At 31.9% G+C, this 22,893-nt stretch carries 25 protein-coding genes; 13 read left to right on the top strand and 12 right to left on the bottom strand.

Annotated features, from left to right (window positions below; genetic code table 11):
* Window positions 1-3: 3 nt before the first annotated feature.
* The 8 genes from ccoS to H8K90_RS12390 all read left to right on the top strand — a co-directional run bounded on the left by ccoS (window position 4) and on the right by H8K90_RS12390 (window position 6,926).
* Window positions 4-186, top strand: coding sequence for a cbb3-type cytochrome oxidase assembly protein CcoS (gene ccoS / locus H8K90_RS12355; RefSeq protein WP_186846297.1), 183 nt, complete (start codon window positions 4-6; stop codon window positions 184-186).
* Between the two features lie 10 nt (window positions 187-196).
* Window positions 197-2,395 carry a cytochrome-c oxidase, cbb3-type subunit I gene (gene ccoN / locus H8K90_RS12360; RefSeq protein WP_186846298.1) on the top strand — a complete coding sequence of 733 codons (2,199 nt, stop codon included), beginning with the start codon at window positions 197-199 and terminating at the stop codon, window positions 2,393-2,395.
* A gap of 6 nt (window positions 2,396-2,401) precedes the next feature.
* Window positions 2,402-2,587, top strand: coding sequence for a CcoQ/FixQ family Cbb3-type cytochrome c oxidase assembly chaperone (locus tag H8K90_RS12365; protein ID WP_186846299.1), 186 nt, complete (start codon window positions 2,402-2,404; stop codon window positions 2,585-2,587).
* Entirely contained in the window at window positions 2,584-3,567 is a 984-nt protein-coding gene (locus tag H8K90_RS12370; protein WP_186846300.1) for a cbb3-type cytochrome c oxidase N-terminal domain-containing protein, read from the top strand. Before H8K90_RS12365 ends, H8K90_RS12370 begins: the two co-directional genes overlap by 4 nt.
* Window positions 3,568-3,577: 10 nt before the next feature.
* Window positions 3,578-5,002 carry a cytochrome c oxidase accessory protein CcoG gene (ccoG, locus tag H8K90_RS12375; protein WP_186846301.1) on the top strand — a complete coding sequence of 475 codons (1,425 nt, stop codon included), beginning with the start codon at window positions 3,578-3,580 and terminating at the stop codon, window positions 5,000-5,002.
* Between the two features lie 87 nt (window positions 5,003-5,089).
* Complete coding sequence (locus H8K90_RS12380; protein WP_186846302.1) at window positions 5,090-5,536, top strand: FixH family protein; 447 nt, start codon at window positions 5,090-5,092, stop codon at window positions 5,534-5,536.
* Window positions 5,537-6,238, top strand: a complete 702-nt coding sequence (locus H8K90_RS12385) for a sulfite exporter TauE/SafE family protein (RefSeq protein ID WP_186846303.1) — start codon at window positions 5,537-5,539, stop codon at window positions 6,236-6,238. It abuts the gene before it with no gap.
* A gap of 199 nt (window positions 6,239-6,437) precedes the next feature.
* On the top strand, window positions 6,438-6,926 hold the full coding sequence (locus H8K90_RS12390) for a hypothetical protein (RefSeq protein ID WP_186846304.1): 489 nt from the start codon (window positions 6,438-6,440) through the stop codon (window positions 6,924-6,926).
* Window positions 6,927-6,999: 73 nt separating this feature from the next.
* On the opposite strand, the gene H8K90_RS12395 is transcribed toward H8K90_RS12390, so the two are convergent.
* Window positions 7,000-7,833 (bottom strand): universal stress protein, encoded by an 834-nt coding sequence (locus H8K90_RS12395; RefSeq protein ID WP_186846305.1) that lies wholly within the window; start codon window positions 7,831-7,833, stop codon window positions 7,000-7,002.
* Between the two features lie 10 nt (window positions 7,834-7,843).
* A complete protein-coding gene (hemN, locus tag H8K90_RS12400; protein WP_186846306.1) occupies window positions 7,844-9,208 on the bottom strand; it encodes an oxygen-independent coproporphyrinogen III oxidase in 1,365 nt (454 codons plus the stop codon).
* A gap of 143 nt (window positions 9,209-9,351) precedes the next feature.
* Here hemN and H8K90_RS12405 point away from each other — a divergent pair, with 143 nt between their 5' ends.
* From H8K90_RS12405 to H8K90_RS12420, 4 genes are all read left to right on the top strand, one after another.
* Entirely contained in the window at window positions 9,352-9,927 is a 576-nt protein-coding gene (locus H8K90_RS12405) for a superoxide dismutase family protein (protein ID WP_186846307.1), read from the top strand.
* An 86-nt stretch (window positions 9,928-10,013) separates the two neighbouring features.
* Complete coding sequence (locus H8K90_RS12410; RefSeq protein WP_186846308.1) at window positions 10,014-10,544, top strand: RNA polymerase sigma factor; 531 nt, start codon at window positions 10,014-10,016, stop codon at window positions 10,542-10,544.
* Window positions 10,545-10,547: 3 nt separating this feature from the next.
* The gene (locus tag H8K90_RS12415; protein ID WP_186846309.1) at window positions 10,548-11,342 is read left to right on the top strand and encodes an anti-sigma factor; all 795 of its coding nucleotides are present in this window, start codon (window positions 10,548-10,550) and stop codon (window positions 11,340-11,342) included.
* A 363-nt stretch (window positions 11,343-11,705) separates the two neighbouring features.
* Window positions 11,706-12,515, top strand: a complete 810-nt coding sequence (locus H8K90_RS12420) for an FkbM family methyltransferase (RefSeq protein WP_186846310.1) — start codon at window positions 11,706-11,708, stop codon at window positions 12,513-12,515.
* 222 nt (window positions 12,516-12,737) lie between these two features.
* Here H8K90_RS12420 and H8K90_RS12425 read toward each other — a convergent pair whose 3' ends face one another.
* The 4 genes from H8K90_RS12425 to H8K90_RS12440 all read right to left on the bottom strand — a co-directional run bounded on the left by H8K90_RS12425 (window position 12,738) and on the right by H8K90_RS12440 (window position 17,572).
* Window positions 12,738-14,960, bottom strand: a complete 2,223-nt coding sequence (locus H8K90_RS12425) for a TonB-dependent receptor (protein ID WP_186846311.1) — start codon at window positions 14,958-14,960, stop codon at window positions 12,738-12,740.
* Window positions 14,961-14,962: 2 nt separating this feature from the next.
* Entirely contained in the window at window positions 14,963-16,240 is a 1,278-nt protein-coding gene (locus H8K90_RS12430; protein WP_186846312.1) for a tetratricopeptide repeat protein, read from the bottom strand.
* A gap of 92 nt (window positions 16,241-16,332) precedes the next feature.
* Window positions 16,333-16,893, bottom strand: a complete 561-nt coding sequence (locus tag H8K90_RS12435; RefSeq protein ID WP_186846313.1) for a DUF4331 family protein — start codon at window positions 16,891-16,893, stop codon at window positions 16,333-16,335.
* Between the two features lie 25 nt (window positions 16,894-16,918).
* Window positions 16,919-17,572 carry a DUF4331 family protein gene (locus H8K90_RS12440; RefSeq protein ID WP_186846314.1) on the bottom strand — a complete coding sequence of 218 codons (654 nt, stop codon included), beginning with the start codon at window positions 17,570-17,572 and terminating at the stop codon, window positions 16,919-16,921.
* A gap of 144 nt (window positions 17,573-17,716) precedes the next feature.
* Between H8K90_RS12440 and H8K90_RS12445 the strand changes: the two genes are divergently transcribed.
* Window positions 17,717-18,889 carry an LETM1-related biofilm-associated protein gene (locus tag H8K90_RS12445; protein WP_186846315.1) on the top strand — a complete coding sequence of 391 codons (1,173 nt, stop codon included), beginning with the start codon at window positions 17,717-17,719 and terminating at the stop codon, window positions 18,887-18,889.
* On the opposite strand, the gene H8K90_RS12450 is transcribed toward H8K90_RS12445, so the two are convergent.
* The 6 genes from H8K90_RS12450 to H8K90_RS12475 form a co-directional block, all read right to left on the bottom strand.
* Complete coding sequence (locus H8K90_RS12450; RefSeq protein WP_186846316.1) at window positions 18,890-19,645, bottom strand: LytR/AlgR family response regulator transcription factor; 756 nt, start codon at window positions 19,643-19,645, stop codon at window positions 18,890-18,892. It lies immediately after the preceding gene.
* Between the two features lie 90 nt (window positions 19,646-19,735).
* Window positions 19,736-20,059, bottom strand: a complete 324-nt coding sequence (locus H8K90_RS12455) for a 2TM domain-containing protein (protein WP_186846317.1) — start codon at window positions 20,057-20,059, stop codon at window positions 19,736-19,738.
* 55 nt (window positions 20,060-20,114) lie between these two features.
* Window positions 20,115-20,453, bottom strand: coding sequence for a 2TM domain-containing protein (locus tag H8K90_RS12460; RefSeq protein WP_186846318.1), 339 nt, complete (start codon window positions 20,451-20,453; stop codon window positions 20,115-20,117).
* Between the two features lie 11 nt (window positions 20,454-20,464).
* On the bottom strand, window positions 20,465-20,788 hold the full coding sequence (locus H8K90_RS12465; RefSeq protein ID WP_186846319.1) for a 2TM domain-containing protein: 324 nt from the start codon (window positions 20,786-20,788) through the stop codon (window positions 20,465-20,467).
* Window positions 20,789-20,800: 12 nt separating this feature from the next.
* A complete protein-coding gene (locus tag H8K90_RS12470) occupies window positions 20,801-22,153 on the bottom strand; it encodes a histidine kinase (protein WP_186846320.1) in 1,353 nt (450 codons plus the stop codon).
* Between the two features lie 18 nt (window positions 22,154-22,171).
* Entirely contained in the window at window positions 22,172-22,804 is a 633-nt protein-coding gene (locus H8K90_RS12475) for a hypothetical protein (RefSeq protein ID WP_186846321.1), read from the bottom strand.
* Between the last annotated feature and the right edge of the window lie 89 nt (window positions 22,805-22,893).

Raw genomic sequence — 22,893 nt, forward strand, 5'->3', positions numbered from 1 at the left:
GGTATGAGTGTTATTTATATTTTATTATCAGTAAGTGTCGTTGTTGGCGTTACATTCCTCGTCATTTTTTTAATGGCAGTAAGGTCTGGTCAATACGATGATGATTACACACCTTCTGTTCGTATGCTTTTTGAAGACGAACTTGTAAAAGAACACAATACATCAAAACAAACTAAAACCGACTAATTTTTTTAATATGGAAATGCAACAATTCTATTACGATAATAAAATCGTTAAAAAATTCATCTACGCCACAATTGTTTTTGGTGTGGTTGGGATGCTTGTAGGTCTGCTACTTGCTTTTATGTTTTTATTCCCAAACTTAACTGATGGAATCTCTTGGTTAAGTTTTGGCCGATTAAGACCATTACATACCAATGCGGTAATATTTGCCTTTGTTGGTAATGCAATTTTTGCAGGAGTCTACTACTCTACTCAGCGTCTTTTAAAAGCTAGAATGTATAGTGATTTATTAAGTAATATCAATTTTTGGGGATGGCAACTTATCATTGTAGGTGCTGCCATAACTTTACCATTAGGCTATTCAACATCTAAAGAATATGCCGAATTAGAATGGCCTTTTGATATTGCTATTGCAGTAATTTGGGTGGCTTTTGGCATTAACTTAATTGGTACGATGCTTAAACGTCGTCAACGTCATTTATACGTAGCCATTTGGTTTTATATTGCAACGTTTGTAACAGTAGCGGTACTTCATATTTTTAATAGTCTAGAGATTCCAGTTAGTTTTACTGGTATGAAAAGTTATTCTGTATACGCTGGTGTACAAGATGCCTTAGTACAATGGTGGTACGGACATAATGCGGTTGCCTTTTTCCTTACAACACCATTTTTAGGTTTAATGTACTATTTTGTTCCTAAAGCAGCTAACAGACCTGTTTATTCTTATAGGTTATCTATTGTTCACTTTTGGTCTTTAATCTTTATTTACATTTGGGCAGGACCACACCACTTGCTTTATACAGCATTACCAGAATGGGCACAACATTTAGGAGTTGCATTCTCTGTTATGTTATTAATGCCATCTTGGGGAGGAATGATAAACGGATTATTAACCTTACGCGGTGCGTGGGATAAAGTACGTACGGATCCAGTTTTAAAGTTTATGGTTGTAGCCATTACTGGATATGGTATGGCAACATTTGAAGGACCAATGTTATCCCTTAAAAACGTAAATGCCATTGCGCACTTTACAGATTGGATTATAGCACACGTGCACGTTGGCGCATTAGCATGGAACGGTTTTCTTGCCTTTGGTATGATTTATTGGTTAATACCACGTTTATTCAAAACTAAATTACATTCCATCGGTTTAGCCAACTTACACTTTTGGGTAGGCACATTGGGTATTATGTTATATGCACTACCATTATATGTTGCTGGTTTTGCTCAAGCGAGTATGTGGAAACAGTTTAATCCAGATGGTACCTTAGTATATGGTAACTTCTTAGAAACCGTAACTGAAATTATGCCAATGTACTGGATGCGTGCTATTGGTGGTACGCTATACCTAGCTGGTTTATTAATCCTTGTGTATAATGTTATAATGACTATTGCAAAATCTGAACATAAGGTTACAGATGAATTGGCAGAAGCTCCTGCATTAAAACGTGTATCAAAAAGACGTGTTTCTGGAGAAGGATGGCACACTTGGTTAGAACGTAAACCAATTCAATTAACAATTTATGCAACTATTGCAATCTTAATAGGAGGAATTGTACAAATTGTACCAACCATTGTTGTAAAATCTAACATTCCAACTATTAGTAGTGTAAAACCTTATACACCATTAGAATTAGAGGGAAGAGATCTTTATATAAGAGAAGGATGTGTAGGTTGTCATTCTCAAATGATACGTCCTTTTAGATCTGAAGTAGAACGTTATGGCGAATATTCTAAAGCTGGTGAATATGTTTACGACCATCCGTTCTTATGGGGAAGTAAACGTACAGGTCCAGATTTACATAGAATTGGAGGTAAATATTCCGATAATTGGCACTTTAACCATATGTACGATCCTCAAAGTATATCCACAGGTTCTATTATGCCAGCTTATCAATGGTTAATTAGAAATGAATTAGATAAATCTAGTACAGAGGAAAAAATGAAAACTATGGTAACATTAGGTGTTCCTTATACTGATGAAGAAATAGCTAATGCTCAAGCAGCCATGTTAGAGCAAGGTACTCAAATTGAGAAAAACCTTTATAGCGACCCTGATTTTGTAGCCTCTTATGAAGCTGATAAAGCAGCTTCGGGTGAAGACTTCGTAGAAATGCGAAATAGAGAAATCGTAGCCTTAATCGCCTATTTACAACGATTAGGAACCGATATTAAAGTAAAAGACATTATAGAAGAAACTGCTCAAAACTAAATAGTTATGCTAAAATTTGTAAAAAACCATATGGAAAGTATTACAGGTATAGAAATATACCCATTAATATCTCTACTTATATTTTTCATCTTCTTTGTTGTGTTATTCTATTGGGTAATAACTGCTAAGAAGGATTATATAACAACTGTTAGTAACATACCATTAGACAACCAAAACGACACCGAAATATGAGAAATTTAATCCCATCATACATTAGAATACCCGCAATCTTCTTTACGATTGCTGGTATTGTTGAATACTTTGTAGATTCTGGAGACCAACCTGCGTTTATAGAGCAACCAATTATTTTACTCTTCTTATTATTGGTATTATTAGTACTCATTGCTATTGAAGGTATTGTAAGTTCTATGGATAATATTCTTTTCCAAAGTTTAGACGAAGAAGCTAAAGAACGTTATTTAGCAGCCAAAAATAAAACACCAGAATTTAAAAGATTAAAAGCCATTTATTCAAAATTACTTGGTAAGCAAAAACCGATTGAGGAGGAAGGTGAAATTATACTAGATCATAATTACGATGGCATTAAAGAACTAGACAACAATTTACCACCATGGTGGGTTTATAGTTTCTACATTTCAATTGCGTTTGCTGTTATTTACATGGTACGTTACCACGTATTAAATGCAGACGACCAGTTTGTTGAATATGAAATCGAATATGCAGAGGCCAATGCTGCAATTGAAGAATATAAAAAAACAGCCAAAAATTTAGTAGATGTAAATACTGTTGAACTATTAACTGAGGCTAGCGATTTAAAGGCAGGTCAAAAAATATTTGAAATCAATTGTGTAGCATGCCATAAAGCAGATGGAGGTGGTGGCATTGGCCCAAACTTAACTGACCAACATTGGATTTTAGGCGGTGGAATTAAAAATGTATTTAGAACGATATCTGAAGGAGGACGAGACGGAAAAGGAATGGTGTCTTGGAAATCTGAATTAAAACCTTTAGAAATGGCTCAAGTTGCAAGTTACGTTTTAAAATTTCAAGGTACAACTCCAGCCGAGCCAAAAGCTGCTGAAGGTGAAATTTGGGTAGATGAAAATGCAGAAAGTACTAACACAGAACCAGAATCATCTGAAGGCAATATAGAAGACAACGTTGAAGAAACTGATGAAGAAGCAGTGGAGACTGTAGCCACAAGTAACTAGTTATTAAAAAATGGAAACGCCAAATAACGAAATATTTAGAGATTCTATTGCTACCATTGACGAGGAAGGTAAACGTAAATGGATATTTCCAAAAAAACCTTCTGGTCCACTTTATGAAAAACGCAAACTAGTTAGCTATTTTTTATTAGTCTTTTTACTAGCTGCACCCTTCGTAAAAATTAATGGTAACCAATTTCTTTTATTCAATATTTTAGAACGGCGTTTTAACATCTTTAGTTTTCCGTTTTGGCCTCAAGATTTCTATCTTTTTGTGTTATCCATGTTAATAGGTGTTGTTTTTATAACCCTATTTACAGTAGGTTTTGGTCGTGTTTTTTGTGGTTGGATATGTCCACAAACCATATTTTTAGAAATGGTGTTTAGACGCATAGAGTATTGGATAGATGGTGATCGTAACAAACAAATGCGCTTAGATCGACAAAAATGGGATGCCGAAAAAATTAGAAAACGCGTTTTAAAATGGTTTATCTTTTTAATTATTTCCTTTATAATAGCAAATGTATTTTTAGCTTATTTAATTGGAGGAGATAAACTTATAAAATATATAACAGAAGGACCTTTTGAGCATACAGGCACATTAATTCCTTTATTAATATTTACAGCTGTTTTCTATTTTGTATTTGCATGGTTTAGGGAACAGGTTTGTATTATCGCTTGTCCTTATGGACGCTTACAAGGTGTATTATTAGATAATAAATCTATAGTTGTAGCATACGATTATAAACGTGGCGAAGCAGAAAATGGCCGAAAGAAATTTAGAAAGAATGAAGATCGAAAAGCACTTGGCCATGGAGATTGTATTGATTGCTCTCAATGTGTTAATGTTTGTCCTACCGGAATTGACATTAGAAATGGCACGCAATTAGAATGTGTTAATTGCACAGCATGTATAGATGAGTGCGACCATATTATGGAAAGCATTAACCTTCCTAAAGGACTTATTAGATTTGCAAGTGAAGACGAAATTGAGAAAAAAGAGCCTTTTAAGTTAACCGCTCGCATGAAGGGTTATATAGCTGTACTAACCATTTTAATTGGTGTTTTGGCAGGTATGTTATTGCTGAGAAGCGATGTTGAAGCAAGAATACTACGTTTACCTGGTCAACTTTTTGAACATAAAGAAAATGGTATAATCAGTAACGTTTATACCTTTAAATTAATTAATAAAACATCTAAAGACATTGATGATTTAAGCTTTAAATTAAGAGGTTGGGAAGGTACCATAAATGTAGTTTCAACATCAGATACTTTTTCTGTAGAGGCTCAAGGTATTGGAGAAGGCACTTTATTTATAGAATTAAAACAAAGTGATTTATCTGGAGACAAAAATAAAGTAATGATTGATCTATACAGTGATGGCGAATTAATTGAAACCACTTCTGTTACATTTTTAGGACCAAGAAGTTTTAATTAAAGTTATTTCCATATATAAAACTTCTATAACTAATTATTTGTATTAAAGAATTAAAAATACGGAGATTCCTATTTAGGAAATTGAATTATGAAAATAAATTGGGGAACAGCTATAGTAATTGCATTTGTATGTTTTATTTCATTTATAATGTACTTTGTAATTAGCATGAGCACAAATAAAAAATATGATCATGACTTGGTAGTTGAAGATTACTATGGTAAAGAATTAGAATTTCAAGATGATATTGATAAAGAAAAACATGCCAAAACTTTAACTATAAATGTTACTTGGAAAAAAACCAAAGAAGGTATCTTAATATTCTTTCCTAAAAATTTAGATTATAACAATATTAACGGAAAAGTGTTCCTATATAGACCATCTAATAAACAATTTGATTTTGAAATTCCGATTTCATTATCAAACCATACTTTGCTCATACCTGACAATCGTTTACTAGGTGGTCGTTGGAACCTTAAAGTCGATTGGAAATATAATACCAACACCTATCTTTTTAAGGAAGACATCAATTATTAAATGCTAGTTTCAGCTCTCATATTAGGTTTATTAGGCAGTTTACACTGTGTAGGTATGTGTGGTCCCATTGCCTTTATGCTTCCTGTTGATCGTTCTAACTCTTTTAAAAAGGTTAGCCAAATTGGCATCTATCATTTTGGCAGATTATTAGCTTATAGCCTCATCGGATTGGTATTTGGGTTGGTTGGAAAAAGTCTTTACATATTTGGCATACAACAACAACTTTCTATAGCAATTGGTATTATTATGATTGTTTTAGTACTCATTCCGTACAAAACTCTTGGTAAATACAATTTATCTAAACCATTGAATAAATTAATTTCTAAAGTAAAATCTAATCTTGGTAAAGCTTTAAAAAAGAAAACAGCAGATACATTTTTAACTATTGGATTCCTAAATGGGTTTTTACCATGTGGTTTAGTATATATGGCTGTATTAGGAGCAATTGCAACTGGCAGTTTAGTTGAAGGCAGTTTATACATGGTTTTATTTGGTATGGGAACAATACCATTAATGACCTCAGCAATTTATTTAGGCAAATTTTTAAATAGCACAGTAAAACAACGCATTCAAAAAGCGATACCCGTATTTGTAGTTATAATAGGTGTTTTATTTATTCTGCGTGGTCTAGGTTTAGGAATACCTTACATCTCACCTGCTCCAATGGTCGAAATGGCGTCTAGTGCAATAGAGTGCCATTAAATCTTTATTCTAAACCTAATCTAAAAAACAACTAGAAACCATTGTTTCACTCACGGTGTTAAACGTTTCTACAAATGAAATCTGCAAACTTCCTTCAATAGATAATTGAGCATGACAAACTTGAACAATGAGAAGAAATTAAATTATATGATATAAATATTGGTCTTTTTTATACTTTAGTTATTCAATATTTAAAAAAATGAGTACTACGAACCAACTTCCAACTCCTAAAGGAGTTATAAAAACGCTTACAATTTTTCATTATGCTTATTGTATAGCTATTTTAATTTTTGGAACGGTTTCTATTTTTATTACTAAAAATGGAAGTATCAATTTTACTGATACTGAAGATGTTTTCTTTTATTTGGTTCCAGCTTTTGCAATAATATTAGCTTTTTTGAGTCATTTTTTATATCAACAAAATTTAAAAAAAGTAAGAGAAAAATCAACACTCTACGAAAAGTTAGCTCAGTACCAAACGAGTAGAATTATTCGATATGCTATGTTAGAAGCACCAGCATTATTTGGTATAGTAATTTATATAATTACGAGTAATCAATTCTATTTAATTATCTCTGCAGTATTATTAGCTTATTTATTTTCATTAAGACCTACTAAGATTATTATTACAGAAGATCTCGATCTAAATTCGGAACAAGAGCGAGAATTTGATGCGTCATTAAGATAAAAAACGCCAAAGATTTATGTCTTTGGCGCTTAAACTTGATGGTTTAACCCTAACTAATAAAAATCATCAAGAACTAAATTTTAAAGGTCATTACTGGTAATGTAGAATGGTTAGTAACATCCTCGGAAATACTACCCGCAAAGAAATGCGCTAAACCTTTTCTACCATGTGTAGCAACAGCAATTAAATCTGCTCCAGCAACATCTGCAAAATTGAGAATCCCTTGCTCTATGGAGTAATCTGAAACTACTGTAACCTCTTTAAATTTATCTAAGTTACCTTCTGCCATTTTTAGAAACTTCGAAATTAATCGGTCAATTTCTGTAGAACTTTTAAAACCATTATTTGGTGTATTAACATAAACTAAATGAATTTTTGCATCTAATTTATCAAAAACACTTTTTGCTCTTAAATAACTTTCTACGGACTCTTCCGTAAAATCGCTAGCAAAAACAACCGTATCAAACTCTACTAAAATAGGATTGTGTTTTACAATTAAAACTGGTATTTCGGCATGTCTTACTACTTTTTCTGCATTAGAACCTAATAATACCTCTTTGGCACCAGAAGCTCCATGAGAACCCATAACAATTAGATCTGCATCGTGCGCCTTTACGAGTTCATTAATTTCTTTAAAAACCATAAAATGCTTTACTACCGGAATTACATTTACACCCTCTAAGTATGGCTTATCTAAAAAGGATTCCATTTTTTGCTCCGCTAACTTTAGATAAAATACAGCTTCTTCATTTAGTGCGCTAGTACTTGCTGTAATAATTGCATTAGATAGTTGCAACATATGCAAAACATATATTTCAGAATTGTATTTTTTAGCTATTGAAGCTGCGGTTTCTAGTGCATATTCAGAGTGTTCTGAGAAGTCTATTGGTACAATAATTTTTTTCATAGTGTTAAATTTAAATGGTCATTGAGAATAATTGTGTGTTTGGCTTTTTACGTTGTAATAATAAATCGAATGCCATGCATATATTTCTAATAAATGGTTTCCCTTTTTCAGTAACAATCAGTTGCTTCTGCTTAAACTTTAGCAAACCATCATGTTCAAATTCTTTTAACTTAATCAGTACTTCTGGTAATTCGCTAAAAGTTGTTGCTTTAGTATGCCAAGTCGTTTTAAAGTGGCACATTAAATTAAGTATATGTTTTCTTATAATAAGGTCTTCTTCATTTAATATATGACCTCTGTATACAGGAATTATACCTTCATCAATTAAATGATAATACTCTTCTATAGATTTTACATTTTGAGCAAAACCATACCAACTATCACTTATAGAAGATGCACCAAGACCAATCATAGCTTGTGTTTTTGAGGCTGTGTAACCCATAAAATTTCTGTGCAAAGTTTCATTTTTCATAGCCTTGTAAAGCGAATCACTTTTTAGGGCAAAATGATCCATCCCTATTTCGGTATAACCCAATTTCTCTAGTAAGTATTTTCCTGTTTCGTACTGTTGACGTTTAGATTCAGCAGAAGGTAAATCTTCATCTTTAAAACCTCTTTGTCCATTTCCTTTAATCCAAGGCACATGTGCATAGCTATAAAATGCAATACGATCTGGCATTAACATCTCAGTTTTATTAATGGTTTCAATAACATCTAATTCGGTTTGAAATGGTAACCCGAAAATGATATCGTGTCCAACAGAAGTATATCCTATTTTTCGAGCGAGTTCAGTAACATTTTTTACATTTTCAAATGGTTGAATACGATGAATTGCTATTTGTACCTTTTTATTATAATCTTGCACACCAAAGCTTACACGTCTAAATCCTAAATCGAATAATGTTTGTAGATGTGTTTCGGTGGTGTTATTTGGATGACCTTCAAAACTAAACTCATAATCTTCTGCTAAATCAGAAACCTTTAACAATTCAGAAATTAAAAAATTTAAATTTTCAGGAGAAAAAAATGTTGGTGTGCCACCTCCAAGATGTAATTCTTTAATTTTTGGTTTACTTCCCAATAAATCTATATATAAACTCCATTCTTTTAAAAGCGCTTTTATATAGGGTGCTTCTACTTCGTGACGTTTTGTAATGCGTTTATGACAACCGCAAAAGGTGCATAGACTCTCGCAAAATGGCAAGTGTAAATATAAACTTAAGCCTTCCTTACTATTGCTTTCTGCAAATGATTGTTTTAATGAATCTTTCCATTGCTCTAATGAAAATGTATTTATATCCCAATACGGAACCGTAGGATAACTTGTGTATCTTGGGCCAGCAACATTATATTTATTAACTAAAGATTCGCTCATACCTTTTATTTAATATTCAAAATTAGTCTTATGCATTATCAAAAAACATGACAATTATCATATCATCTAAAATTGTTGCTCAATAATCATTTGCACAAACGTCGTTATATTCTTAACTTTACTAAAAACAAAAATCACCCATCATGAAAAACATAAAACTTGTAACAATCATTTTCGCTCTTGTATTTGCTACATCATGCAAAAACGATAAAAAAGAGGAGGTAAAAGAAACTGAAGTAGAAGAAGTTGTAAATGAAGTTTCAAAAGAGAAAAAGCTTGTTATAACTTTATCGCCTAAAAGTGATAGCAAAGTTGAAGGTACAGTAACGTTTAAAGAAAAAGATGGTATTGTAAGTATGACGGCAAATATGACGGGATTAACCGAAGGTGAGCACGCTATACACATCCATGAAAAAGCAGATTGTTCTTCACCTGATGGAAAATCAACTGGAGGTCATTGGAATCCAACAGGGCAACCACATGGAAAATGGAAAGCAGAAACAGGTTACCATAAAGGAGATATTGGCAATTTTAAAGTTGCTGCTGATGGACAAGGTGTTGTTTCTCTAACTACAGACGAATGGTGCATTGGTTGTGGAGATGACACAAAAGATATTACTGGCAAAGCCGTTATTGTACATCAAGGAACTGACGATTTTACATCGCAACCTTCGGGTGCAGCAGGTGCTCGAGTGAGTTGTGCAGGTATTATTGAATAAAATTACAAAAACATATTTATAACACTAGAGCTATTGCAGCACTAATTTCTTCCCCTTTTTCTGCAAAAATTCTAAAATAACCTCTAATGACAGATTTAGATACACTAGTGGTGCAATTTCAGAATAAGAATCAGGTTGCATTTAAAAAACTTTATGACATGTATAGTAAGAGCATACATGGAGTAGTTTATAATATTGTAAAGGATACAGATATTGCAGATGAATTGATGCAAGATGTCTTTATAAAGGCATGGAACAAAGCTGATACTTACTCATCAAAAAAAGGAAGATTTTTTACGTGGATTTTAAATATAGCACGCAATACGGCTATCGATAAGACGCGTTCTAAGGCATATAAACAATCCAAACAAAACCTCAACTCAGATTATTTCGTAGATATTATAACAAGCAATGATAATTTAGATACCAGTACAGACGCTATCGGAATTAAAAAGTTTGTAACCAATCTTGGAAAAAAATGTAAAGAAGTTATTGAGCTCCTCTATTTTAAAGGATTTACTCAGAAAGAAGCTTCAGAAGAATTGCAAATGCCAATAGGCACTGTAAAAACTAGAAATAGAAACTGTATACAGCAGTTAAGAGATATGGTATTATAAATTATGGATATTAAAGCATACATAGAATCTGGTATTTTAGAGCTATACGTAGCAGGCCAACTTACTGAAAAAGAAAATCAGGAAGTATATGACCTTTTACAAAAATATCCTGAATTGTTACAAGAGGTTTTGGAGATAGAAGCAGCTGTAGTAAAACTAACCGCAGCAGTATCACCGCACGCCATAGACTTTGATTCTTTTAAAGGAAAGCTAGGACATACAGATACTAAAGTTGTTGACCTTAAACCAAAGAAACCAAATTGGATATCTTATACAGGTTGGGCTGCCTCTATTTTATTAGCTGGTGGTTTATTATGGACACTCAATAATAAAAACGAGATAGAAGACCAATTGCAAACTGTTGAAATTGAAAAACAATATCTAGAAATACAAATAGAAGATGCTAGAACAGATTTAGCAGCTACAAAAACACTGTTAGATGCCATAAGAGATAAAGACATTTTAGCAGTACCCCTTGGAGGACAAGGTGACTATGCTTCTACCTATGCTAAAGTCTATTGGAATAAGGCTGATAATACCATATACCTAGATGCAGAAGGATTACCAGATGCTCCAGAGGGTAAGGTTTGGCAAGTATGGTCATTAACATTAAACCCATTAACTCCAACAAGTTTAGGTACCATAGACGATTTTAATACAGACAATAATAAAATCTTTGCAATAGCTAATGCTAACGAAAGTCAAGCGTTTGGTATAACACTAGAACCTGCTGGAGGTAGCGCCTCACCAACCATGGAACAACTATACACGCTTGGTGTAGTTGAGAGTACTCCTTAAATTTTTAAGACTTAAAATATACGTTTTAAAATTGCTCATAATCAGTAAAGATACTAGACAAAAACAGAGCTTTGCTCTGTGGTTCATTCATTTTTGTTAACTTAGGCATCTAATAACATACTAAAAGCTATTCACAATTACGTTGTGTCATATTAAATATAACCCTCACTATTTATAATTCGTTTAAGAAAAATTATAGTTATAAATAATTACGATAACACAACAGGATGAAATATTAATAGCAAGTTTTATCATAATACAGAAAGCCAAATTGGCATTCGTAAGAGTTTATTTAGACATCCCAAACATTGGGATATAACATGTAATAAATTTTTAAAACATGTTACCTAAAAATAATAAAATATGAGAAAATTAGTCATTAAGCTTTTAAAAACGTTTAATCCTGGAACGATTAAAATAAGGCATCATTTAACAAAGAAACCGTTTTATCTTGATGCGTTTTTACATAAAGGTTTTTGGTATTACGGAAAAAGACGAGAAAAAGAAACTATTCATTTATTTAGTGAAATCCTTCCTGAGTGCGATTTCGCCATAGACATAGGTGCAAATATTGGCTATTTTAGTCAGTATTTTTGTCATTTAATGAACGACTCTAAGAAATTAATCGTTTTTGAACCCGAACCCAAGAACTTATCTTATTTAAAAAAAAATATTAGTTGTTATAAAAGCATTCGATTAGTTGAAAAGGCCGTATCCAATGAAAACGGAAAGGCCAGTTTCTATGTGGATAGTTTAACCGGACAAAATAGTTCTTTATTGAGTGATTATAAAGTCTTTGATAAAGTCGTAGAAAATTCTGGAGTTAAAGCTACAAAAACAAAAATTGAGGTTGAAACTATAACCCTTGATAGTTTTATGGAACAAGAATATCCGAATGAAAAAATTGATTTTATTAAAATGGATATAGAAGGAGCAGAATTATTTGCTCTTCAAGGAATGAAACATGTTCTTGCTGCGCACTCACCTACTATAATGGTTGAAGTTTCAGACAATGTTCCAGAAGTATTAAAATTACTCCGCGATTTTGAATACATATTAATTGATGATCATAAAAATGAAATCACTAATAATTACGGCAATAATTTTAATGTGTTTTGTATTCATAAAACTAAATTAAAACTATTAAAAAAGTTAGAGATCAGCCCTAATTAAATTTGTCCTTGTTGCTCAAAGGTATTTTATAGTCCTTAAAAAAAGAACACCTGTCTCAAAAGAGAACAGGTGCTCCTACTAACAAAAAAACTCAAAAAGTACCATGATAATCAATCATGATATCGATTAATCAAAATCCTAACATTAAGATTAACCTTTCTTGCTAGCAACCAATCAACTTACTTAATTTGCTTCCCCACAAATTAAGAGTTGAATTTTTTCCTAAAAATTATAACTAACCGTACCTTTTATAAAGAAAGGTGTACCAGGTGTAAAATGAATTTCTTCAACAGACTGGGCTTCGTTTTGTAAGCGTGATTCTGTTGCAAATTGGGTTTCGTTCCAATCGACATCAAATAAATTTTCTACGGCTATTCCTAAAGTGATTTTATTAATTTGGTAATTAAGATTTAAGTCTGTTACCAAATAGCCTTCTGCAACTATAGAGTTGTCTTCATTTGCAGCTCTATCATCTAAATATCTAAAACGCAATCCGCCAGAAAAACCATCTAAATCATCTACCGATAGACCACCTGTTAATGTAAAATCTGGTGCCAACGGAATATAATCTTCATCATTCGCTTCTTCTATACTTCTTGCATCAGTAAGTGTTGCATCTGTATCTAAAAACAACCAATCATTAAATTGATATCTTAAACCTAAATCCAATCCGTAGCGTCGCGTTTTTCCGCTCGGTTCTACAATACCAGCATCACCAACATAAACAAACTCTTGTTCTAAGAATAAGTACCAAAGTGCTGTATTAACTACTAGTTTTGGAGATGGTTTCCATACAGTTCCTAAATCAAGTCCGTAAGAGCGTGGTAAAATATCTTTACCTTCATTGGCTACTACTACTCTAGTATCGTTAGAATGAAAACCAATACCAGACTTTATATACAATTGTAAATTATTGTTTGCATTGTAAAATAAGTTTAGCTTAGGACTTAAAATTGTTTTTGTTTCAGACTTAGTTTCATAATCTGTTTGTAATGCATCGTTATATAAAAACTTAAAATAATCTAGACGTAATGCTGGTGCAATTTTAAATTTCCCAAATTCAAATTCTGTATTTACAAATCCACTCATATTTGTTTGATTAATGTCACCTAATTGTATATTCTCTAAAGTTGTAGTTCTATTTAAAGTTCTAGAAAGTTCTACATCATCAACAATATCATGTCTAACACTCAAACCAGTAGTTAAACTAAATTCAGTTTCACCTAAATAAGTACTATAATTAATCGCAGTATTAGCACCAAAAATGTTTCTATCTTCCTTTTGCTTTATCTGGTCACCATTTACTTCATCTTCTAAAAAAAATGTGAAGTTTGAATACAACTCAAATGCATAGTGCGAGTAAAAGGCATTAGCACTTAACTTAGTATTATCTGTAATATATTTATCAAAAGTGACATTAAAATTAGTGCGTTCTGTTGTTCCACCCTCTGTATCATCTATTGCACCAAAACGTGTAATATTACCATTATCAACTTCACGCTGTGGTATTTGCCCAGAAGCATCCCAACGACTTGTAAAATGCGATGCCGTTAAGGTTATCTTATCATTCTCTGGAGAAAACATTACATATTTACCAAATAGATTTAAACGGTTAAAATTTTGTGGTGACTCAAAAGGACCATCTGTTGCAATATATTCTATAGCCGCATAGGCATTTTTATTTTTAGTATCTTCTAAAAGATTAAATAAACCAACAGTTCTAAGGGTATTAAACTGACCTGCAGAAAACGAAATACTACTCTCTTTTAAGTAATCTTTAGTTTTAAAACCAACATAACCTGCCGTATTAAAATCTCCCTGTTGTGCATAGTAACTACCTTTACCGAAATCTATTTTGTTTACCGTTTCTGGTATTACAAAGTGCAAGTCGCTATAGCCTTGTCCATGTGCATGAGAGACCATATTCACAGGCATTCCGTCAACCGAAATAGACACATCTGTACCATGATCTATATCAAAACCTCTCAGGAAAATTTGTTCTGCTTTACCTCCACCTGCATGCTGACCTATAAATAATCCTGGTACTTTTCTCAATACTTCTTGCGATGAATTTACCGGAGTCACCTTTAAATCTAATCTTGAGATTGTACGCACTGGATTTAATTCTTCATTTAGTGCCATTTCGTCTAATTGAAATACTTTTTCTTCTAGAATGATTTTTATATCAGAAGCATCCTTTACTACTAGTGTTTTGGTTTTATAACCAAGAAGTCCTACTCTTATAGAATCCCCTATTTTCGTATTTACAATAACAAACACTCCATTTTCTGAAGTATGTGTATGATTTTTTGAATCTAAGTTGTAAACATATACAGCTTCTAGAGGTTGGTTAAGTTCATTAACAATAAGTCCCTTTAGGTTTTGGGCATTATTAATTAAGGTGAAACAACCAAAAATTAGCGCTGCTAAAATTTGCTTTTTCATATTTATAATTGATTAATTTTTTGTTTCATTGTAGGTCCAAGTTCATAGATACTTGCGATTAACTCATCTTTTAAAGCTTTTATTTTGCCTGTTTTACCAACTGCTTTATAAATCTCAGCAATATGATATAATACTTCTGGCTCAGATGTCTGTCCATCAACATATTTTTCTATAATAGAATTAGCTTTTTCAACATTTCCGTTTTTAAAGTAACTCCAAGCTAAAAGATCATACGATTGTGGTGTAGGTCTATTATTAACCTCAATTTTTGCAATTTCGATAGCACGTTCTGGTAATAATAACTCTTCAGTAAATATCATAATATTGTATTTATTATACATATCACCATATTGTGCATTTGCTACGGAAGTTTGATAGTTCTTCATAGAATTAGCTTTTAAATTTTTATCATTTAGAAATTCTGCAATTTCAGCTTTTAATAAATAATAATCCGGAGCATCGTAATAAGAAGATATATGGTTTAAGATTTTCAATGCTTCCTTAGGGTTATTCTCATAAGAATATGCAATCCATGCAATTCCCTTTTTGGCATAAGCATCATTTGGATCTAACTGTAAGGCTTTTAAATACAGGTTATACGATTCTTCTACTCTACCTGCATGACCATAAAAATCTGCTAAATTGGTATAAGCCCATTGTTTAGTTTCACTAATATTTGAAGATTCTGCAATCGCAGTAGCTTTTTCCATTTCAATAATGGCACCTTCTAAGTCACCTCCATGATCCTTCCATTTAGATAAACGTATAAGGTAATCGAAATCGGAATTATTTTTAATGTCTTTTAAATAAGTTTCTGCATATAAATAATTACCTAATTCTAAATGCACATCGAATAACATTTTCTTAGTGCCGTTTAATTTTTCACCATTTTCTTCAGCTTCTTTTAATAACACTAAAGCTTCTTTAAAACGATGCTGAGATATATAATTAGATGCTAAACTTTTTAAATAGCTTGGAAATTTTCTTCCAGTAATATCAATGACTTCAATTAAGTCGTCTTCAGCTTTAATTAGGTAAGAAATATCACCTGTAGTATTAAATATTTTTGTGTATGCACTTGCGCGTATTGCCAAGTGTGTAAATTGATTTGGTGTAGCTTCTATTTTATCTGTTAAAAATTGAGCTTCAGACATTAATTTGTCCTTGTCCATTGTGGTTGTTAAATATGCTTTGTAATCGTCACTATTAGTAACAGTATTAGAGTTACAACTGAAAGCTATTACTAACAAAATAAAGGGAAAGATTTTTCTTAGTATCATGATTATTGTATTGTATTTGTGAGTTTTTTTTTTAGTTTTAAATAATTCTGAAGTAAAGTCTAAACTCTACTTCAGAATATAGATTTAACATCTTACCAAGGAGATGCTAAGTAAGGAAATGATGACAAAAATGCTTTATCATTTGCATCAACATTATCATTAGATAATCCTGGATTTTCAGAGAAATCTTCTCCTCCAAAGATTAATAACAGTTCTACGGTTATAACATCATCTGCCAATGCTCTACCTGTTAATACATTTGTACCATCATAAAATGTTGTAGCTCCATCTAAAGAAACGTTAAGCACATCTGTAGCTAATAAGCCAGTAAATGTTGCTGAATCTAAACCTAATGCGTTGGTATCACCTGGATTTGCATACGCAGGACTCAATCCTTCTAAGTTAGTTTGAAACATTGATTGAAACATAGCGCCTTGTTCTGAAGGCACCGTTGTATTAAAGGCATCTTTTTGTCCTCCTGATACAAACACAGTGTTTACAGCTGGTCGACCCATTTGGTCTTCCTGAACATAAGTTCCTGCAAAATTAGGACCCGTTGGGCCATCATTATTATCGTCGTCGTTACTACAATTAAAAGCCGTTATTGAGACTAAAATTGCAACAGCATATAGTTTTATATTATTAAATTTCATGTTTTCTTATTTTTAAGGTTTAAGGTTATTGTTTTCTTTTAGATTCTACCCAAGTATTTATTGTACCTGTACCACCAATCATTGATTTTGGCACTTCAACAACTACAGACATTACATTAAATCCTGCAAAAGTATCTGCACCTGGATTATTAAAACTTGTAGCTGTACCACCAATGATTTCTCCATAGCGGTTAAAATCCATAAAGAAGGGATCGTCTCTAGGACCAGCAAAAGCTTGTATTCCTCCAGAGCTTTCAACAATAGCAGACTGTCCATAAGGAGTAATATCTACGGCTAATTGATTCGTAGAATTTGCTAAAATTGTACTATTTAAACCAGTTGTAGTGGGAGTTGTTGGTCCAAAAACGTACATTTTTCCATCTCTAGCAGTTGCTTGTATTACTAGGTCTTCTACATTGTCCCCATCTGTATCGATATTAAATTCTATCAATGTATTTTCATCAAAAGAAGCTGAACCAGTTGCATCCGGACTTAAAAGACCTTGCACATTGGCAACAAATGCTATGTTTGATGAATTTTCACCTTGAAAGGCGTAAAAATCTGTGATATCACTTGTACCACCAGAAACTGCAGGAGCATCAATATGATCTGCCGCAATTGCAACAAAAGTTGCAATACCTAAGATTGCTGTTGCGATTAAAAATTTTGTTTTTTTCATAATTTTGAGATTTTGTTAATTATTTGTGTCTCTGTTCTACCTACGCAAAAATGAAAGAGGCGGTTTTATATTTTTTTCAAAAAAATTGAAATCCTACAAATTTTAAGAGATAAAAAGTATCTTTACCTATAATAAAATTTAACTATGAATCCATCAGCTAACGGCTGGATAAAAAAATTACTTAAAGAAGTTTCTGAAACCATGTATTCGCAAACAGAAACTTCTGTGTTTTATGATAAATTAAAACATACAGGATTCATTTATGGAAGTAACATTAAAGTGGTTCTTGAGATTGTAAAATCCTTTGATTTCACTGAGGAAGAACGTTGTAAAATCAATTTACTACTCACCTTTTTTTTTATTTATAAAAAGGAGCAACCAGACGAAGATTTTATAAAAAATTTAATAAGATATTATAAGTCTATAAGCGACCAAAAGCAATCTTTTTTTGAAGAATTATTTGGAGATAAAAAACCTGATAGTTTACTAGAAAAAATGATACACAAACGCATTCATATTGATGATAATATTATTTCAAAAAGTTTTAATTATTTTTTAATTAATGCTTTATTATTTGTAGATGTTTTAGGTTATCAGCGCTTTTTAAAAGATGAAACTAATATTAGAAATTATGTAAATAATCTTGAATCTGCACTAGAAACTATTGTCTTTTCCGTTATCGAAGCTAAGTCTAAAAAGACGGAATACGATCATAATCTTATTAAGCTATTTGAAGGTTCAATCCGTCATAAAAAGTCAGAATCACCAAGCTACAAGGATGCTGTTAACTTTATAAATACGCCTTTAGAGAAATTATATGTTATTGACTTGGTGTGTATGGCTTCTTGGACAGATATGGTGATTGATAAAGAAGAACGAGAATTTTTAAACCGATTAAAAACAGATTTATCTTTAAACAATGAAAATATTACTAGATCTGTAGACGATATCAATCGCTTTTATAACGAGCATAAAGGTGATGTTGCTTTTTTAAGTTCTAAAAACTTAGCGCAAAGTTTTTATGACAATAGTAGTAAGATTGTGTCTAAACTTATAAAACGAAATAGTAAACGTTTAATTAAAGAATTGTCTGAAAGTAAAGAGGCTATGTTTCTTTTAGCACAATCTACACAACGAAACCTCAGTGACGAAGAGCAGAAGAAAATACAGTCACAACTCTTAGATATTTTTAAATCTATTCCAAGTTTGGCTATTTTTATGTTACCAGGTGGTATGCTGCTATTACCATTGTTTGTAAAATTTATTCCAAAACTTTTACCTTCTGCTTTTGATGATAATAGAATTGAAGACGAGTAATTATTCTAACCAATTCTTAAAATCCTTTACACGCTCTCTAGCCACAATAATGTCTTGTTCTTTAAAAGTATTGAGTTTTATCTGCAAACGCGAATTGGTATAGCTCACCATATCTTTAATCGCATTAATATTTACATAGAATTTTCTACTTATTCTAAAAAACACATGTGGTTCAAGTTCATCCTCAAGCTGATCTAACGTCATGTCTAAAAGATAGTTTCTTCCCTCAACGGTATGCGCATAAGTACCTTTGTTTTCGCTATAAATGCACTCTATATCTTCAATATTTATAAGTTTAAGATGTTGTCCAACTTTTACAGAAAAACGCTTTTTGTATTCGCGCTCAATAGGATTTACTAATAACTTTTTAATATCGCTAAAATCCAAAGTAACAGATTGCTTTTGTGGTGCTCTTTCTTTAAACTTTTCTACGGCAGCTTTTAGATCATCTTCATCTATTGGCTTTAACAAATAATCAATACTATTTAATTTAAAAGCCTGTAAGGCGTACTCATCGTAAGCAGTTGTAAAAATTATGGCAGACTTTATATCTATAGCTTCAAAAATTTCAAAAGATAAACCATCACTTAATTGAATATCTAAAAAAATTAAATCCGGATGCTCGTTCGTTGTAAACCAATCTATAGATTCTTCTACTGAATGTAACATGGTTTCTGCTTCAACATCTAAAGCTTTTAGCATGCGTTGTAGGCGTCTTGCTGATGGTTTTTCGTCTTCTATGATTATTATATTCATGCTTAAATGGTATTTTAAAGTATGGCTAGATTAAAAAAATGATGTTAATATTATTATACATTTAATGATTATGGCAGATAATTATTAAAATTATTCCCAACGTTGATGTTCTTGCTCTTGTTTTTTATCTAAATACTCCTCGATTTTTTTATCCTCCCAACTCTTATTAAATAACAGTTTTCCTTTAAAAACAACCCAAGCTTGTACGATAATAACAATTGTCCACAACACAATAATAGAAATATTTAATCCTGTAATAACTTTAGCATATTCATCTTCTACAATAAATAAATTATAAATGAGAAGAGCTATGCCGATAAAATATAAAGCTAAGTGTAAGTAAAAAAGTTTAACACGCCTCACTTTTTTCTTAGCGTTTTCTAATATTTGTCTTTCATCTATTTCTGGTTTCATTACCCTAAATTTTATTGATAATTTCTCTAAACTATGACTAACAACTGCTTGTTGCTTACTCCCAACGTTGACGTTCTTTTTCCATATACTCTTCAATCTTTTTGTTTTCCCAATTTTTACCAAAGAAAAAATTAGGACCAAAAACACCTAAGAAATGAAATGCCAAACCAATTCCCCAAAAGGTAGCTGTGGCATAAGGGCCAAAACCGCCAAAACCAGCATTAACACCAATAAGTATGATAAGGAATAAATTTACGATCACATAAACAGCCAAATGCCAGTAAAACCCAATAATTTCATCTACTTTCTTTTTTGCTCTTAAATAGGCTTCTTCTTTTCTAAAATCGCGAGATTCCTTATGCTCGTCATAAGGTTCTAAACTATATTTTTCCATAATCTTAGTTGTTATTTATCGTTTTTTAATTCATCGTTCATCAGCTTTTCTATTTTACGCTCTTCCCAATCGTCACCCAAAATTAGAGGTAATCCATATACCGAAAAAGCATGAATGGCTAATGCTATTCCCCAAACTATCCAAGTTGCTAATGTGGAGAAGTCGTAAAAAGCTTCTTCAAATGTTTCACCATTATTAATATTATTCATCACTTTAACAGCAGTAATAACACTATTAATAACTAGGTAAACTGCCGCATGTGTATAGAAGCGTTTTAGTTTTTCAACTTTATTCTTAGCCTTTAAATATTTTAAATTAGAATTTTGTGTTTCCATGATTTCTATAAATTAATTCCAACGTTTTTTTTCATCATCCCTTTTCATGTATTCTTCTATTTTGCGTTTTTCCCAACCAGCACCAAAAGCACCATCATCTACAAAAACTCTATATGCCTGTATTACTAAACTCAATCCCCAACCAAATGTTGGAAACCAAAACCATTGTATAGTATTAGAAGAATATTGATACCAAATAAAAACTAAAAATGGAATAACAAATACATAAGAAATTAAACTATAGTAAAAAGCTTTTAACTCTTCTACGCGTTTGCGTGCTCTTACATAATCGTCATTGAGACTCTCTTGAGATTTTCGTGTTGTTCTCATAATTGATACTTGTTTTGTAAGCATTGGTATTGCTACCGCAAAGTCCTTTGCTCGTTGATTGATGATAACTTTTCTGTCTGAAAGTAAGCTATAACGTTGTTTTATATTTTCTAAACCAACTCCACTACTCTTCTTTACAATTTGTTTTGGTTGAAGATTATTCATCACTACTAAATGACCTTTATCTTCATATATTTTTATATGTAATGGCTTACTAGATGTAACCATATTATGTTTTACTGCATTCTCTAATAACAATTGAAGCGATAAAGGCACAACTCTACTTTCTGGATTTGATGCCTTGTCAGGGATTTCAAAAATGATACTATCTTCAAATCGTGTTTTTAAAAGCGACATATAAGTCCTTGCAAATTTTAACTCTTCATCGACAGTGACTAATTCTTTATTTTTTTGTTCTAAAACGTACCGATACACCTTAGATAAAGAGGTTGTAAACTTTTGCGCAGCATCAGGATTTTCCTCAATTAAACTTGTGAGTACATTTAGACTGTTAAACAAAAAATGTGGATCTAATTGATTTTTTAAAGCATCGAACTTAGCACTTGCTGCACCAGCTATCACTTTTTGTTCTTTAATCTTATTTTTTTGATAACGGTTGTAAAAATAAATGACATAGAAAACAGTAACGATAGTTAAAGTGACCCATAATCCAAAAGAATATCCACTCCAGCTTTGGTGTGTTACAAAGTGATCAAAGGATTCTCCAAAAATGACAACCTCTACAAACACTCGCAAAATAAAAATGGTTATAAGTGTTACGACAGTACTGCCTAATACTCCGAATGCAATACGCTTTACAATTTCATAATTACCAAACTTTCGCTTCTCCAAAAAATTAAAAACTAAAGTATTAACATAACTCAACACAAACGTGTACAATTGGTAAATTGAAAAGTATATTAAAAATTCATTAACACTTTCAAAATTAAATCCAGATGAAAACAATGACCCTAAAACGAATACAATACATCCAATGAAAAATGTTATAATGATATTTTTAATTGACTTTGTCATAATACTTTAACTTTGTTATTATTTACAAGATTCTACAACCTGTTCTGCTCTTTCTTTTCCCCAATTAGGGTGAAATTCGCTCTCTGGTTTAAAGGTATTAAAAAGTTCTATTGATGCTTCTATTTGTTTGCAATAAGGAGCAGTGTCTTTACCAAAATACTTCGCACTATTCATTTCCCAATCTGCCTTACAAAATGTTGCTCGTGGATTCGTTGGAGACAACTCTAAAGCTTTGGTATATAATTCTGTGATTTTTCCGCCATATTTCATTCCATAGGTCATTCCATCATAAACCACCCAATTGGTATAAACTTGAGCCTGCATTATTAATAATTCTGCATTATCTTCGCTTTTAGTCATTGCAATATCTAAATGCTCTTGGGCCTTATCTAACTGAGCTTTTAAAATAGTTTCATCCTTTACTGTCCAGCTTTTTAAACTATTCATTTGTGCTATATAATAATTTGGTAACCATTCCTCTTTCTCTGCTTTGGCAATACGCTCAAACATATTTTCTGCTTCGTCCCATTTATTGGCTTCCCAAAGTTCAAAAGCTTTAGACATGCCTTTTTCAAAATTGGTTTGTGCTTCTGCCTGAGCACTCATAAGGCTTATAATTAATACTACAACTATTCTAATGACTACATTCATGATTATATGTTTTTTATTTAACACAAATATCTAGGACAATTACAAGTTTTAAAAACTACACTTACCGAATTGTAATTTTTTAATGACGA

This window comes from Winogradskyella echinorum (assembly GCF_014297365.1).
Taxonomy (GTDB): Bacteria; Bacteroidota; Bacteroidia; order Flavobacteriales; family Flavobacteriaceae; genus Winogradskyella; species Winogradskyella echinorum.